Origin of the sequence: Streptomyces sp. NPDC007929, assembly GCF_042959065.1 — a bacterium.
Taxonomy (GTDB): Bacteria; Actinomycetota; Actinomycetes; order Streptomycetales; family Streptomycetaceae; genus Streptomyces.
Map to the genome: position 1 here is coordinate 858,711 of NZ_JBIBKD010000002.1, position 14,025 is coordinate 872,735.

Sequence of the window (14,025 nt, forward strand, 5' to 3'; positions counted from 1 at the left end):
GGCCGGGTCCTCGCAGTGCCCGGTCGGGTCAGCACCCGTGGTCCTCTCACACCGCCAGGTACGTCACCGGCTCGCTGCCCGGCACCGCCTCCGCCCGGCCCAGCTTCACCAGGCGCCGCAGATGCGCCTCGGCCTCCGAGACGGCGATGGTGCGCGAGCCGTAGGGGATCTCGGCCCAGGGGCGGTTCCACTCCATGCGCTCGGCGAGCTGCCAGGGGGTGAGGGGCTCGGCGAGCAGGGCCAGCAGGCCGGTCAGTCGGGACTCGTGGTGGGTGAGCAACTCCCGTACGCGGGCGGCGGTGCCGGAGAAGGGGTGCTGGTGGGCCGGGAGGACCTCGGCGGGGGCCAGCCGGCCGACGCGCTCCAGGGAGTCGAGGTAGTCGCCGAGGGGGTCGGTGACCTCCCCCGAGCTCTCGGCTTCGCCCGAATAGGGGGCACCCCCATGGGCGTCGGGGTCCTCGTAGAGGCCGATGTGCGGGGTGATCCCGGGCAGCAGGTGGTCGCCGGAGAACAGACGGCCCCGGCCGGGGAGCCCGGCCGGATGGTCCTCCTCCAGGTGCAGGCAGACGTGGCCCGGGGTGTGCCCCGGGGTCCAGATCGCGCGCAGTCTGCGGCCGGGCAGGGGCAGGAGGTCGCCGGGGACGATGTCGCGGTCGGGCAGGGCCGGGGAGAAGCCGGGCAGGGTGCGGCGGGAGGGCTGCCGCAGGGGCGCGAGGTGCTCCTCGGGCGCACCGGCGGCGGTGAGCTTGGCCGCCATGTACGTGAACCAGCGCTCGGGACGGGCCTCCCGGGTCCGCCGTACGACCGCGGTGTCCGCCGCGTGCATGGCGATCCAGGCGCCCGACGCCTCCCGGACCCGGCCGGACAGGCCGTGGTGGTCCGGATGGTGGTGGGTGATGACCACGCCGTGGATCTCGGCGACGGAGGTGCCGCAGGCGGTGAGGCCCTCGGTGAGGGTGTCCCAGGACTCCGGGTCGTCCCAGCCGGTGTCGACCAGCACCGGGCCGCGGTCGGTGTCGACGACATAGACCAGGGTGTGGCCGAGCGGGTTGTCCGGGATGGGTACGCGCAGGGAGCGCACGCCGCCGCCGTGGTCGCACACCGCCGGTGCGGGCTCGCGGCCCTGGCTGTCTGTCATCTGCCCTCCGTCCCACGGCCATTGCCCACTATAGCGAGAACTGGTATCAGTTTCTGAAACACCGTCAGATGCGAAGGCAGTCGGCCATGACCGAGCTCGTGGAACACGGACAGCTGTTCATCGGCGGGGAGTTGATGGATCCCCTGGGCCAGGACGTCATCGAGGTGATCTCACCGCACACCGAGGAGGTCATCGGGCGCGTCCCGCACGCCTCGACGGCGGACGTGGACCGGGCCGTGGCGGCGGCCCGCCGAGCGTTCGACGAGGGGCCCTGGCCGCGCATGAGCCTCGACGAGCGCATCGAGGTCGTGAGCCGGATCAAGGACGCCATCGCGGTCCGGCACGACGAGATCGCCCGTGTGATCTCCGCCCAGAACGGCTCGCCGTACTCCTGGAGCGTCCTCGCCCAGGCCCTCGGCGCGGTGATGGTCTGGGACTCGGCGATCACCGTCGCCCGGAACTTCACCCACGAGGAGCGGCGCGACGGCGTCCTGGGCCGGATCCTGGTGCGGCGCGAGCCCGTCGGGGTCGTGGCCGCCGTGGTCCCCTGGAACGTCCCGCAGTTCGTCGCCGCCGCCAAACTCGCCCCCGCGCTGCTCACCGGCTGCACGGTCGTCCTCAAGCCGTCGCCCGAGTCCCCGCTCGACGCCTACCTGCTCGGCGAGATCGCCCGCGAGGCCGGGCTGCCCGAGGGGGTGCTGTCGATCCTGCCCGCCGACCGGGAGGTCAGCGAGTACCTGGTCGGGCACCCCGGCGTCGACAAGGTCTCCTTCACCGGGTCGGTCGCGGCCGGCAAGCGCGTGATGGAGGTCGCCGCCCGCAACCTCACCCGCGTGACGCTGGAGCTGGGCGGCAAGTCCGCGGCCGTCGTCCTGCCCGACGCGGACCTGGAGACTGCCGTCGCGGGCATCGCCCCCGCGGCCTGGATGAACAACGGCCAGGCCTGCGTCGCCCAGACCCGCGTCCTCCTGCCGCGCTCCCGCTACGACGAGTTCGCCGACGCCCTCGCCGCCGCCGCGGGCGCCCTGACGGTCGGCGACCCGCTGGACTCGGCCACCCAGGTCGGCCCGCTGGTCGCCCGGCGCCAGCAGCGGCGCAGCCTCGACTACATCCGCATCGGGCAGGAGGAGGGCGCCAAGATCCTGACCGGCGGTGGACGCCCGGCCGGTCTGGAACGCGGCTGGTACGTCGAACCGACCCTCTTCGGCCACGTCCACAACTCCATGCGCATCGCCCGCGAGGAGATCTTCGGCCCCGTCATCTGCCTGCTGCCCTACGACGACGAGTCCGACGCCGTGAAGATCGCCAACGACTCCGACTACGGGCTGAGCGGCAGCGTCTGGACCGCGGACGTCGAGCACGGCATCGACATCGCCCGGCAGGTCCGCACCGGCACCTACTCCGTCAACACCTTCAGCCTGGACATGCTCGGCCCCTTCGGCGGCTACAAGAACTCGGGTCTGGGGCGGGAGTTCGGGCCCGAGGGGTACGGCGCGTACCTGGAGCACAAGATGATCCACCTCCCGGCGGACGCGTAGCCATGGGCGACCGCTGGCACGTCGAGGTCGACCGCTCCCTGTGCATCGGCTCCGCGCAGTGCCTCCACCACGCGCCGGACGGCTTCCGTCTGGACGCCGCCCGGCAGTCCCGCCCCGCCGCTCCCGACATGGACGCCAACGAGCGGGTGCTGGAGGCGGCGGAGAGCTGTCCGACGGAGGCGATCACCATCACGCTGGCGGACAGCGGGGAGGCGGTCTTCCCGCCCGAGGAGTAGTGCCCGATCCGAGGAGTGACGCCCGATCCGAGGAGTGGCGCCCGAAGAATCACGATGAGGGGGGTTTCATTCCGCTTTGGGCGTTCTATGCTGGAAGTCGGCCTACGAGACGAGTGAGGGAGTCCGACCGGAGTAGCCGACGTCGGCGGGAAGTGAAGTTCGGCTTCCGCTGGTGCCGACTGCGACGGTAGGGCTGAGAGGCCGGAAGGGCGCGAGGCCGAGAGGCCGGACGACCGGAAGGCGACCCCCAGAACCTGATCCGGACCATACCGGCGAAGGGAACCCGTCTCGTAGGTCCTTCTCGTGCCCGGGGGCTATGCGGGGGTGGTCGGCGCCGTCAGGTCGATCAGGCGGCAGACCGTCTCGATGTCGATCTTCACCTGGGCGATCGAGGCGCGCCCCGAGAGCCAGGTGATCAGCGCCGAGTGCCAGGTGTGCTCGATGACCCGGACCGCCGAGAGCTGCTGCGGGGTCGGGTTCTCCTGGCCCATCGCGTCCAGGATGATCGCCGTCGTCTGCCGGGAGACCTGGTCGACCTCCGGGCTCACACTGCGGTCGGCGAACGTCAGCGCCCTGACCATCGCGTCGGCCAGGTGCGGCTCGCGCTGCAACGCCCGGAAGGCCCGCATCAGCGTCTCCGCGACCCGCTCGGCGGCCGTCTCGCCCTGCGGGGGCTTCTTCCGCAGCGTGCCGTGCATGTGCTCCAGCTGGTCCTGCATGGTGGCGACCAGCAGATGGATCTTGGACGGGAAGTAGCGGTACAGCGTGCCGAGCGCCACCTGGGAGGACTCCGCGACCTCGCGCATCTGCACGGCGTCGAAGCCGCCCCGGCTGGCCAGCTGGGCACTCGTGTGCAGGATCCGGCGGCGGCGGGCCTCCTGCCGCTCCGTGAGGGGCGGGGAGGCGGGCACTGCCGCGCTGGCTTCCACCTTGGCCGGCTTGTTCACCTTGGCGCTCACCTTGGCTTCCGCGGGGCTGGTCGGTCCCGTTCCGTGACCGTCCGTGAGGACGGGTGATCACACAGCATGGCACGGTGCCGGTCGTGGCGTGAATCACCTGATCCACTGCTCACAGCACCCTTACCTGCCGGTAGATTCAGAGCCTCCGGACGATCAAGTCTGAAACTTGTTCTAGGTTAGCGTCCCGGCGTAATCTCGCGGGACCGTGCAGGGAGAAGGGGGCCCAGAGTGACCGCTGAGGCCAGTCAGGCCGGGGCTACGGAGGGCCCCGCCGCCGACGGCTTGCGACCGCTCCACATCGCGCTCCTCACCTACAAAGGGAACCCGTTCTGCGGCGGACAGGGCGTCTACGTCCGGCACCTCTCGCGCGAACTGGCCCGCCTCGGCCACCGGGTCGAGGTCATCGGTTCCCAGCCGTATCCCGTCCTCGACGAGGGCTACGACGGGCTGAGCCTCACCGAGCTGCCCAGCCTCGACCTGTACCGCCAGCCGGACCCCTTCCGCACGCCCGGGCGCGCCGAGTACCGCGACTGGATCGACGTGCTGGAGGTCGCGACGATGTGGACGGGCGGCTTCCCGGAACCGCTGACGTTCTCGCTGCGCGCCCGCCGTCATCTGCGTGCCCGCCGCGGCGAGTTCGACGTCGTGCACGACAACCAGACCCTCGGCTACGGCCTGCTGGGCGATGTCGGCGCGCCCCTGGTGACGACCATCCACCACCCCATCACCGTCGACCGGCAGCTGGAGCTGGACGCCGCGGACGGCTGGAAGCGACGCGCCTCGGTGCGCCGCTGGTACGCCTTCACCCGCATGCAGAAGCGCGTCGCGCGCCGCCTGCCGTCCGTGCTCACCGTGTCCGGCACCTCGCAGCAGGAGATCGTCGACCACCTCGGCGTCCGGCGGGACCGCATCCACGTGGTCCACATCGGCGCCGACACCGACCTGTTCTCGCCGGATCCGTCCGTGCCCGTCGTGCCGGGCCGGATCGTGACGACCTCCAGCGCGGACGTGCCGCTGAAGGGCCTGGTGCACCTCGTCGAGGCGCTCGCCAAGGTCCGGACCGAGCACCCCGGCGCCCATCTCGTCGTCGTCGGCAAACGGCCCGCCGAAGGGCCCGTCGCCCAGGCGATGGAGCGCTACGGCCTCGCCGGTGCCGTCGAGTTCGTCAAGGGCATCTCCGACGCGGAGCTCGTCGACCTCGTGCGCTCGGCGCAGGTCGCGTGCGTGCCGTCGCTCTACGAGGGCTTCTCGCTCCCGGCCGCCGAGGCCATGGCGACGGGCACGCCCCTGCTCGCCACGACCGGCGGCGCCATACCCGAGGTCGCCGGCCGCGACGGCGAGACGTGCCTGGCGGTACCGCCCGGCGACGCGGGCGCGCTGGCCGCCGGCCTGGGCCGCCTGCTGGCCGACCCGGACCTGCGCGCCCGCCTCGGCGCGGCCGGGCGCGAGCGGGTGCTGCGCCACTTCACCTGGGCCAGGGCCGCGGAGGGCACGGTGGCCCGCTACCGCGAGGAGATCGACCGGGCCGGGGCGCACGCCGTGCCGCGCGGTACCGGCCGTCCGGCCGCCTCGGCGGGTGCCGTACCCACCGTCCTCACGGGCACGGCAGGCGCTGCCCCCGTAGCCCCCGCAGGCGCTGCCCCCGCAGGCACAGCGGGTGCTGTCTCCGCAGCGCCGGCAGATGTAGAAGGCGTCAACTCCGAAAGCAGGGCCACGTGCTGACCGTCGACTTCTCCCGGTTCCAGCTCGCCCCGGGTGATCGTGTCCTGGACCTCGGCTGCGGCGCCGGACGGCACGCCTTCGAGTGCTACCGGCGTGGCGCACAGGTCGTGGCGCTGGACCAGAACGCCGAGGAAATCCGCGAGGTCGCCAAGTGGTTCGCGGCGATGAAGGAAGCCGGTGAGGCCCCCGAGGGCGCCACCGCCACGGCGATGGAGGGCGACGCCCTCGCGCTGCCCTTCCCCGACGAGTCCTTCGACGTGGTGATCATCTCCGAGGTGATGGAGCACATCCCCGACGACAAGGGCGTCCTCGCCGAGATGGTGCGGGTGCTCAAGCCCGGCGGGCGCATCGCCGTCACCGTCCCGCGCTACGGTCCCGAGAAGGTCTGCTGGAGCCTGTCCGACGCCTACCACGAGGTCGAGGGCGGCCACATCCGCATCTACAAGGCGGACGAACTGCTGGCGAAGATCCGCGAGGCGGGGCTGCGGCCGTACGGCACCCACCACGCGCACGCGCTGCACTCGCCGTACTGGTGGCTGAAGTGCGCGTTCGGCGTCGACAACGACAAGGCGCTGCCGGTGCGGGCGTACCACAAGCTGCTCGTCTGGGACATCATGAAGAAGCCGCTGGCCACCCGGGTCGCCGAGCAGGCGCTCAACCCGCTGATCGGCAAGAGCTTCGTGGCGTACGCGACCAAGCCGCACCTGCCCCGGGTGGACGCCAAGTGACCACTCCCCGGACGGAACACCTCGTCCTGCCCGGGGTCCTCACCGCCGGGCAGGCCGCCGCGACCGTCGCCGGCATCCTCGCCGTGCAGCGCGAGGACGGCGCGATCCCGTGGTTCCGGGGACACCACCTCGACCCGTGGGACCACGTCGAGGCGGCCATGGCCCTGGACACGGCAGGTGAGCACGAGGCCGCCGAGCGGGCCTACCTGTGGCTGGCCCGGCACCAGAACGAGGACGGCTCCTGGTACGCCGCGTACACCGACGGCGAGGCCGACACGGTCACCGACCGGGGCCGCGAGACCAACTTCGTCGCCTACATGGCCGTCGGCGTCTGGCACCACCATCTCTCCACCGGAGACGACGCGTTCCTGGACCGCATGTGGCCGACGGTGTACGCGGCGGTGGAGTTCGTGCTGCGCCTCCAGCAGCCCGGCGGGCAGATCGGCTGGCGCCGCGACGACGACGGCACGGAGACGACGGACGCCCTGCTGACCGGCAGTTCCTCCATCCACCACGCCCTGCGCTGCGCCCTGGCCATCGCCGAGCAGCGGGACGAGGCGCAACCGGACTGGGAGTTGGCGACCGGGGCGCTGCGGCATGCGATACGGCGGCATCCGGAGCGGTTCCTCGACAAGAACCGGTACTCGATGGACTGGTACTACCCGGTGCTCGGCGGTGCGCTGACCGGTGCGGAGGCCAAGGCCCGGATCGAGGAGGACTGGGACCGGTTCGTCGTCCCCGGGCTGGGGGTGCGCTGTGTCGTGCCCAACCCGTGGGTGACGGGTGGGGAATCGGCCGAACTCGCCCTCGCGCTGTGGGCGATGGGGGAGTCCGACCGGGCGCTGGAGATCCTGCAGTCGATCCAGCATCTGCGGGACGAGGACAGTGGGCTGTACTGGACGGGGTACGTCTTCGACGACCAGGCGATATGGCCTCGGGAGCTGACGACGTGGACCGCGGGGTCGTTGCTGCTGGCCGTCGCCGCGCTCGGGGGACACGAGGCCACGTGCCAGGTGTTCGGTGGGGCGGAGTTGCCTGTGGGGCTTGAGTCGGAGTGCTGCGCCTAGGAGCTCGGGGGGTTTCGCCTGGTGTGCGGGCGCGGGTCGTGCGTGGTTGATCGCGCAGTTCCCCGCGCCCCTGAAGGCGAGGCCCCTGAGGGCGTTGTCAGTGCCGGTGGGCGCGGTTGGCTATCGCGTGGCCTATGAACAGGTAGACCACCGCCGCCAGGCCGTAGCCGCAGACCACTCGGGCCCATGCCTCGTCGAAGGTGAACAGGTCGTGCGACCAGCCGGCGAGCCAGCGGGCCGCGTCGTGGATGAACTGGACGAACGAATTGCCGGGGTTGGCATCCAGCAGGTACATCAGGATCCAGAGACCCAGGATCAGGGCCATGATGTCGGCCACGACCGCGACGATCGTGCCGGCCTGACTCGCGCCGTTGCGATATCGAGGGGACATGTTCTCCGGATTGCCCTTGAACTCCGGATGAAACCAGGGGATTCGCTCAGGAGTTCAACTCGGCGAGTATCCGCAGGGTGTGCGGGTCGGGGCTGAGGGCCAGGAGGTCCGTCACCGGGCCCTTGCGCCACGACTCCAGCCGCTCGGCGATGCGTTCACGCGGCCCGACCAGGGAGATCTCGTCGGCGAAGGCGTCGGGGACGGCGAGCACGGCCTCCTCCCGGCGGCCGGACAGGAACAACTCCTGGATGCGGCGAGCCTCCTCCTCGTAGCCCATGCGGGCCATCAGGTCGGCGTGGAAGTTGCGGGCCGCGTGGCCCATGCCGCCGATGTAGAAGCCGAGCATCGCCTTGACGGGCAGCAGGCCCTCGGCGACGTCCTCGCAGACCCGGACCTGTGTCATCGGCGCCACCATGAACCCCTCGGGCAGCTCCGCCAGGGCCGGGCCGTAGACCTCCGGCCGGGTCGGCGACCAGTACAGCGGCAGCCAGCCGTCGGCGATCCGGGTCGTCTGGGCGACGTTCTTCGGCCCCTCCGCCCCCAGCAGCACGGGCAGATCGGCGCGCAGCGGGTGGGTGATCGGCTTGAGGGGTTTGCCGAGGCCCGTGGCGTCCGGGCCGCGGTAGGGGTGGGAGTGGAAGCGGCCGGCCAGTTCGACGGGGGCTTCGCGGCGCAGCACCTGCCGTACGACGTCGACGTACTCGCGGGTGGCGGTGAGCGGCGAGGCGGGGAACGGGCGGCCGTACCAGCCCTCGACGACCTGTGGGCCGGAGAGGCCGAGGCCCAGCATCATCCGGCCGCCGGAGAGGTGGTCCAGGGTGAGCGCGTGCATCGCGGTCGTGGCCGGTGAGCGGGCCGCCATCTGCGCGACCGCGGTGCCGAGCCGGATGCGGGAGGTGTGCGCCGCGATCCAGGTGAGCGGGGTGAACGCGTCCGAACCCCAGGACTCCGCCGTCCAGACCGAGTCGTACCCGAGCCGCTCCGCCTCCCGCGCGAGGCGCACCTGGTCGGGGGAGGGGCCGCGGCCCCAGTAGCCGAGCGCGAGACCGAGCCGCATGCCTGACTCCTGACGGTGTGTCAGTTGACGGGATGGGCCGACTGTACGGCAACGGCCCCCCACCCGGAAGGGCGAGGGGCCGTGGGTGGCCGTGGGGCTCAGCCGCGCTGGATGCCCGACGTGTCCTGGAGGACACCGCGGCGGCCGTCCTGCGTCTGGGCGACCAGGGTCGCGCCACGCTGCTCGACCGCCAGGTACCAGGTACCCGGGGCGAGTTCGGCGATCGGCGTCGGCGAGCCGTCCTCCGCGAACAGCGGCCGCGGCACCGGCACCGCGAACCAGAACGGGGAGAAGTCCCCGGCCGGCGGCTGCGGAGCCTGGGCCTGCGCCTGCTGGGGCTGCGGCTGACCGCCGTACGGCTGCCCGGGCTGCCCCGGCTGCGGCTGGCCGTAACCGCCGGGCTGCTGCGCGCCCGGGTAGCCGTAACCACCGGGGGGCTGGGCGCCGTAGGGCTGCGGGGCGGCCGGGCGGGGTGTCGGGAGGAGGGCGGCCTTGAGGGCCGGGACGAGCGGGGTGGCGATGGCGGCGGCGGCCATCAGCAGCGTCGCGATAAGAGCGAGGATCATGCCGATGCCGGGGCTCGGTGCGCCCTCGCTGCTGTTCTCACCGATGTTGTCGAAGCCGCCGGGCACGTCGAAGATGTTGCCCAGCGCACTCCACGCGGCGAACACCGTGAAGGCGGCACCGAACTGGCCCAGCTCGATCCCCGCGATCTTCGGGGCCTGCGGCAGGCCCCGGGAGACGACGACGAGCGCGGCGCCGATGATCCCCGCCAGCACGACGCTGAACACGACCGGGCCGCTGCCCCACAGCATGGGGAGGTCGACGCTGTCGGGGACATTGTCGAACGAGTAGAGGTCGAGGAACGACGCGATCAACAGCAACACCGCTGCTCCGATCACCACGCCGTCGCCCCGAGTGAGGGAGCGGATATTCACTTCAGGTCCTTCGTAAGTCGTCTCATCGTCGGTAGAGGCGTTGCTGTCACCATGCCGCCGTCCGGACTCGGTGTGAAGCGCGGGGGTGGCCCCTCATCGTAAGGAGGACCCTATCGTCCGCCAGGTCAGGGTGTCCGCCGGGATCTGCCGGTCCACACCTACCCGCGCAGGAAACTCACGATTCCCTCAGAGATCCCTTGCGCCGCCTTCTGTCGCCACGCGCCGCTGGTGAGCAACGCCGCGTCCTTGCTATCGCGCATGTTGCCGCACTCGATGAACACCTTGGGAACCGTTGACAGATTGAGACCGCCGAGGTCCTTACGCGTGATGAGTCCGCCGTCGCCGATGTAGTTGGAGGGCGCGCTGCCGGTCACGGCCACGAAGCGGCCCGCGACGCGCTCGCCGAGGTCGCGGGAGGGGCCGACGATCGCCCGGGTGTCCGCGGCGCCCGCGTGGACCGCGCCGGGCAGGATCACATGGAAGCCGCGGTTGCCGGCGCCCGAGCCGTCCGCGTGGATCGACACCACGGCATCGGCCTTCGCCTGGTTGCCGATCCGGGCCCGCTCGTCCACGCACGGCCCGAACGGCCGGTCGCCGTCCTGCGTCAGCTTCACGGTGGCGCCCTGCTCCTGGAGGAGAGCGCGCATCCGGTGCGCGACGTCCAGGGTGAACTTCGCCTCGGTGTAACCGTCGTTGGTGGAGGTGCCCGTGGTGTCGCACTCCTTCCGGTTCGTCCCGATGTCCACCTGGCGGTTGATGTCGGAGGCGTGCTGGAAGTTGCCCGGGTTGTGCCCCGGGTCGATGACGACGACCTTGCCCTTGAGCGGGCCGGAGGCGGCGGGCGCGGAGGCCGAGGGCGTGGCCGTCGGCTTCGGCTCCGGTTTCGGTGAGGCGCTCGGCTCCTTGGCGTCGTCGGAGGGCGCGCTCGACACGGCGGGCGAGGAGGACCGCACGTCCGCCCGGCCCGAGCCCCCGTCGTCTCCGGAGCCGCCCACCGTCTCGTACACGAGCCAGCCGAGCAGCGCCCCCGGCACCAGCGCGGCGAGCGCGACGGTCAGGGGGCCGCGACGGCGGCGGGGCTGGGGAGGTTCGAAGTCCGGGCCTACGTACGACACGCCAGCCACCCTAGCGGCCGCACGCGAGCCCGGCGGCCCGAGGACGGCCCTACGGGTGGCGACTACGCCCCGAGGACGGCCCGGGGGCACGGGGGGCTAAGACGCGTTCCCGTCGCCGTCCCCGTGCCGTACCGCCTCCTTCACGCGCGCCTCCACCTCCTGGCGCGGTGTGCCCTCCTGCTTGGCGTAGCCGGTGACCGCCGCCTGGACGTCCCGGGCGAGGTCGCGCCAGGCGCGCCAGGCCGTCTCCCAGGTGGTGGTCTGCTGGTCGCTCCACTTGGTGCGGGTGGGCGGTCCGTACGTGTCCTGGAGGTGACGCACGCGGGCGTACGCCTCGTCCGCCGCGCGCTGCTTCTCGACGAGCTCTTCGAAGGTGTGGGCCACGCGCCCGGATCCTTGGGCAGTGGCTCGCGCCCGCCGACTCGCCACGCCGCCCGTGGGCCGACCGGGAAGGGGCGCCGGGGCGCCTTTCACCCGGCCAGCCGCCCGGCGCGTGCCGGTGCGTCAGATGCCCGGGCCGGTGCGCCGCAGGACCCGCAGCGAGTCCGTCGCCGAGACCTCGGTGAACGCGCCGGAGGCGAGCGCCCGGAGGTAGATCCGGTAGGGGGCCTGGCCGGTGAACTCGTCCTGCGGGTCGGGGAAGACGTCGTGGATGAGCAGCAGCCCGCCCTCGGCGACGTGCGGCGCCCAGCCCTCGTAGTCGGCCGTGGCGTGCTCGTCGGTGTGGCCGCCGTCGATGAAGACGAACCCCAGCGGCGTCCGCCAGAACGCGGCGATCCGCGGGGAGCGGCCGACCAGCGCCACCACGTGCTCCTCCAGGCCCGCCCGGTGCAGGGTGCGGCGGAACGTGGGCAGTGTGTCCATCAGGCCGATCTCGGGGTCGACCGTCTCCGGGTCGTGGTACTCCCAGCCCGGCTGCTGCTCCTCGCTGCCGCGGTGGTGGTCGACGGTGAGCGCGTCGACCCCGGCCTCGCGGGCCGCGTCGGCGAGCAGGATCGTCGAGCGGCCGCAGTACGTGCCGACCTCCAGCAGCGGCAGCCCGAGCCGCCCGGCCTCCACGGCCGCCGCGTACAGCGCCAGGCCCTCGCCGGTGGGCATGAACCCCTTCGCCGCCTCGAACGCGGCCAGGATCTCGGGCTTCGGCGCCGCGGCCATGGGGTTCCTCTCGGTCGTACGACGGTCAGGGCGCCATCGTGCCGCACCCCCTGCCGCGCGGACGACAGGGGGTACCAGTGAGTAGCCGGGTCGGGCGATCAGGCGGTCGGGCGATCAGGCGGTCGGGCGGTCGGGCGATCAGGCGGGGACCGTCTCGCCCGGCAGTGACAGGTCCAGGTCGACCGGGCGCTCGTCGCCCGTGTGGGTCGCGGACGAGGCGAGCGGTCCGTGGCCCTGGGCCCGGGCGGCCACGACGTAGGAGCCCCGGGCGGGGACGGTGAGCGCGTAGCTGCCGTCCTCGGCGGAGAGCGTCGCACCGGCCTGGCGACCGCGTCGGTCGATCAGGGTGACCTTGGCGCGGGCGACCGGGGAGCCGTCGGCGCCCAGCACCCGGCCGCGGAAGCCGCGCAGCACCCGCTCGGCGCGCTCCAGCGCCGCGTCCTCCTCGCTGCTCGCGCGCAGTTGCGGCTTGTCCGAGGGGCGCCGTCCCGGCAGGAACAGCGCCAGGAGCAGGCCCACGGCCACCGCGCCCGTCGCGATCAGGAAGGAGACCCGGAAGCCGTGCATGGTCGGGATCTCGACGCCGCCGACGTTGTCGGCGGTGTTCGCCAGCACCATGCCGATCACGGCGCTGGAGACCGAGGTGCCGATGGAGCGCATCAGGGTGTTGAGGCCGTTGGCCGCGCCCGTCTCCGACGCCGGGACCGCGCCCACGATCAGCGCGGGCAGCGAGGAGTAGGCCAGGCCGATGCCCGCGCCCAGCAGCACCGAGATGACCAGGCTCTGCCAGGCGGCGCTCATCAGGCCGAGTCCGGCGCCGTAGCCGATGGCGATGATCAGCAGGCCGAGGATCAGGGTGACCTTGGGGCCGTACTTCGCGGACAGCCGGGCGTAGACGGGCGCCGTGAACATCATCGTCAGGCCGAGCGGTGCGACGAGCAGACCCGCGACGACCATCGACTGGCCGAGGCCGTAGCCGGTGGACGTCGGCAGCTGGAGCAGCTGGGGCAGGACCAGGGAGACGACGTAGAAGGAGACGCCGACCATGATCGAGGCGAGGTTGGTGAAGAGGACGGCCGGGCGGGCCGTGGTGCGCAGGTCGACCAGCGGGGCCTTCACGCGCAGCTCCATCACGCCCCACAGCACGAGCACGACCGCCGAGGCGGCGAACAGGCCGAGGGTGGTGCCGGAGGCCCAGCCCCAGTCGCTGCCCTTGGTGATGGGCAGCAGGAACAGCACGAGCCCGGCGGAGAGGCCGATCGCGCCCGGCAGGTCGAAGGTGCCCTCGGCGCGCATCGGGGACTCCGGCACGACGAGCAGGGTGAGGGCGATCGCGAGCAGTCCGAGGCCGGCGGCGCCGTAGTAGAGGGCGTGCCAGTCGCTGTGCTGGGCGACCAGGGCGGCGGCGGGCAGGGCCAGGCCGCCGCCGACGCCTATGGAGGAGCTCATCAGGGCCATCGCCGAGCCGAGCTTCTCGCGGGGCAGCATGTCGCGCATCAGGCCGATGCCGAGCGGGATGGCGCCCATCGCGAAACCCTGGAGCGTACGACCGGCGATCATCAGCAGCAGATCGCTGGTGAGCGCGCTGACCAGGGCGCCGACGACCATCACGGCCAGGCTCAGGATCAGCATGCGGCGCTTGCCGTAGAGGTCGCCCAGGCGGCCCATGATCGGGGTGGCCACCGCGCCCGAGAGGAGGGTCGAGGTGAGGACCCAGGTGGCGTTGCTGGGGGCGGTGTCCAGCAGTTGCGGCAGATCCTTGATCACCGGAACGAGCAGGGTCTGCATCACCGCGACAACGATGCCCGCGAAGGCGAGCACCGGGACCACGGCCCCGCTCGCTCTTCCGGCGGGGCGGTCTGTCGTCGTCTGCGTCATTGAGGAAGGCCTCCGGGCCGGGGTGCGTCGGGTTACGTGGGACCTGAACCTCGTACGTCCAGGCAACTATTCCGTTGCTTTGGCACCCTAACGAAAACTTGAC

Annotated in this window: 14 protein-coding genes; 5 read left to right on the forward strand and 9 right to left on the reverse strand. The window is 72.2% G+C overall.

Features of this window, described 5'->3' with window-relative positions:
* Positions 1 to 46: 46 nt before the first annotated feature.
* Positions 47 to 1,138, reverse strand: a complete 1,092-nt coding sequence (locus ACFZDE_RS08655) for an MBL fold metallo-hydrolase (RefSeq protein ID WP_391198556.1) — start codon at positions 1,136 to 1,138, stop codon at positions 47 to 49.
* A gap of 86 nt (positions 1,139 to 1,224) precedes the next feature.
* On the opposite strand from ACFZDE_RS08655, the gene ACFZDE_RS08660 reads away from it, so the two are divergent.
* On the forward strand, positions 1,225 to 2,676 hold the full coding sequence (locus tag ACFZDE_RS08660; protein ID WP_391198559.1) for an aldehyde dehydrogenase family protein: 1,452 nt from the start codon (positions 1,225 to 1,227) through the stop codon (positions 2,674 to 2,676).
* A gap of 2 nt (positions 2,677 to 2,678) precedes the next feature.
* Positions 2,679 to 2,912 (forward strand): 4Fe-4S domain-containing protein, encoded by a 234-nt coding sequence (locus tag ACFZDE_RS08665; RefSeq protein ID WP_390997437.1) that lies wholly within the window; start codon positions 2,679 to 2,681, stop codon positions 2,910 to 2,912.
* 314 nt (positions 2,913 to 3,226) lie between these two features.
* Here the strand turns inward: ACFZDE_RS08665 and ACFZDE_RS08670 are convergent, their stop codons facing one another.
* Positions 3,227 to 3,871 carry a TetR family transcriptional regulator gene (locus ACFZDE_RS08670; RefSeq protein ID WP_391198562.1) on the reverse strand — a complete coding sequence of 215 codons (645 nt, stop codon included), beginning with the start codon at positions 3,869 to 3,871 and terminating at the stop codon, positions 3,227 to 3,229.
* 228 nt (positions 3,872 to 4,099) lie between these two features.
* Between ACFZDE_RS08670 and ACFZDE_RS08675 the strand changes: the two genes are divergently transcribed.
* Genes ACFZDE_RS08675 through ACFZDE_RS08685 form a run of 3 tightly spaced genes read left to right on the forward strand, consistent with a single transcriptional unit; the run spans position 4,100 to position 7,388 of the window.
* On the forward strand, positions 4,100 to 5,593 hold the full coding sequence (locus ACFZDE_RS08675) for a glycosyltransferase (RefSeq protein WP_391198564.1): 1,494 nt from the start codon (positions 4,100 to 4,102) through the stop codon (positions 5,591 to 5,593).
* On the forward strand, positions 5,587 to 6,321 hold the full coding sequence (locus ACFZDE_RS08680; RefSeq protein ID WP_391198566.1) for a methyltransferase domain-containing protein: 735 nt from the start codon (positions 5,587 to 5,589) through the stop codon (positions 6,319 to 6,321). Before ACFZDE_RS08675 ends, ACFZDE_RS08680 begins: the two co-directional genes overlap by 7 nt.
* Positions 6,318 to 7,388, forward strand: coding sequence for a prenyltransferase (locus ACFZDE_RS08685; protein ID WP_391198567.1), 1,071 nt, complete (start codon positions 6,318 to 6,320; stop codon positions 7,386 to 7,388). Before ACFZDE_RS08680 ends, ACFZDE_RS08685 begins: the two co-directional genes overlap by 4 nt.
* Positions 7,389 to 7,485: 97 nt before the next feature.
* On the opposite strand, the gene ACFZDE_RS08690 is transcribed toward ACFZDE_RS08685, so the two are convergent.
* The 7 genes from ACFZDE_RS08690 to ACFZDE_RS08720 form a co-directional block, all read right to left on the reverse strand.
* Positions 7,486 to 7,779: a hypothetical protein gene (locus ACFZDE_RS08690; RefSeq protein ID WP_391198570.1), complete on the reverse strand. Its 294-nt coding sequence runs from the start codon at positions 7,777 to 7,779 to the stop codon at positions 7,486 to 7,488.
* 46 nt (positions 7,780 to 7,825) lie between these two features.
* Positions 7,826 to 8,836 (reverse strand): LLM class F420-dependent oxidoreductase, encoded by a 1,011-nt coding sequence (locus ACFZDE_RS08695; RefSeq protein WP_390997453.1) that lies wholly within the window; start codon positions 8,834 to 8,836, stop codon positions 7,826 to 7,828.
* 98 nt (positions 8,837 to 8,934) lie between these two features.
* The gene (locus ACFZDE_RS08700; protein ID WP_391198573.1) at positions 8,935 to 9,774 is read right to left on the reverse strand and encodes a hypothetical protein; all 840 of its coding nucleotides are present in this window, start codon (positions 9,772 to 9,774) and stop codon (positions 8,935 to 8,937) included.
* 158 nt (positions 9,775 to 9,932) lie between these two features.
* A complete protein-coding gene (locus ACFZDE_RS08705) occupies positions 9,933 to 10,889 on the reverse strand; it encodes an N-acetylmuramoyl-L-alanine amidase (protein ID WP_391198576.1) in 957 nt (318 codons plus the stop codon).
* 96 nt (positions 10,890 to 10,985) lie between these two features.
* Entirely contained in the window at positions 10,986 to 11,273 is a 288-nt protein-coding gene (locus tag ACFZDE_RS08710) for a hypothetical protein (protein ID WP_390997461.1), read from the reverse strand.
* 120 nt (positions 11,274 to 11,393) lie between these two features.
* Entirely contained in the window at positions 11,394 to 12,044 is a 651-nt protein-coding gene (locus tag ACFZDE_RS08715; protein ID WP_391198579.1) for a class I SAM-dependent methyltransferase, read from the reverse strand.
* Between the two features lie 138 nt (positions 12,045 to 12,182).
* Complete coding sequence (locus ACFZDE_RS08720) at positions 12,183 to 13,922, reverse strand: MFS transporter (protein ID WP_390997467.1); 1,740 nt, start codon at positions 13,920 to 13,922, stop codon at positions 12,183 to 12,185.
* Between the last annotated feature and the right edge of the window lie 103 nt (positions 13,923 to 14,025).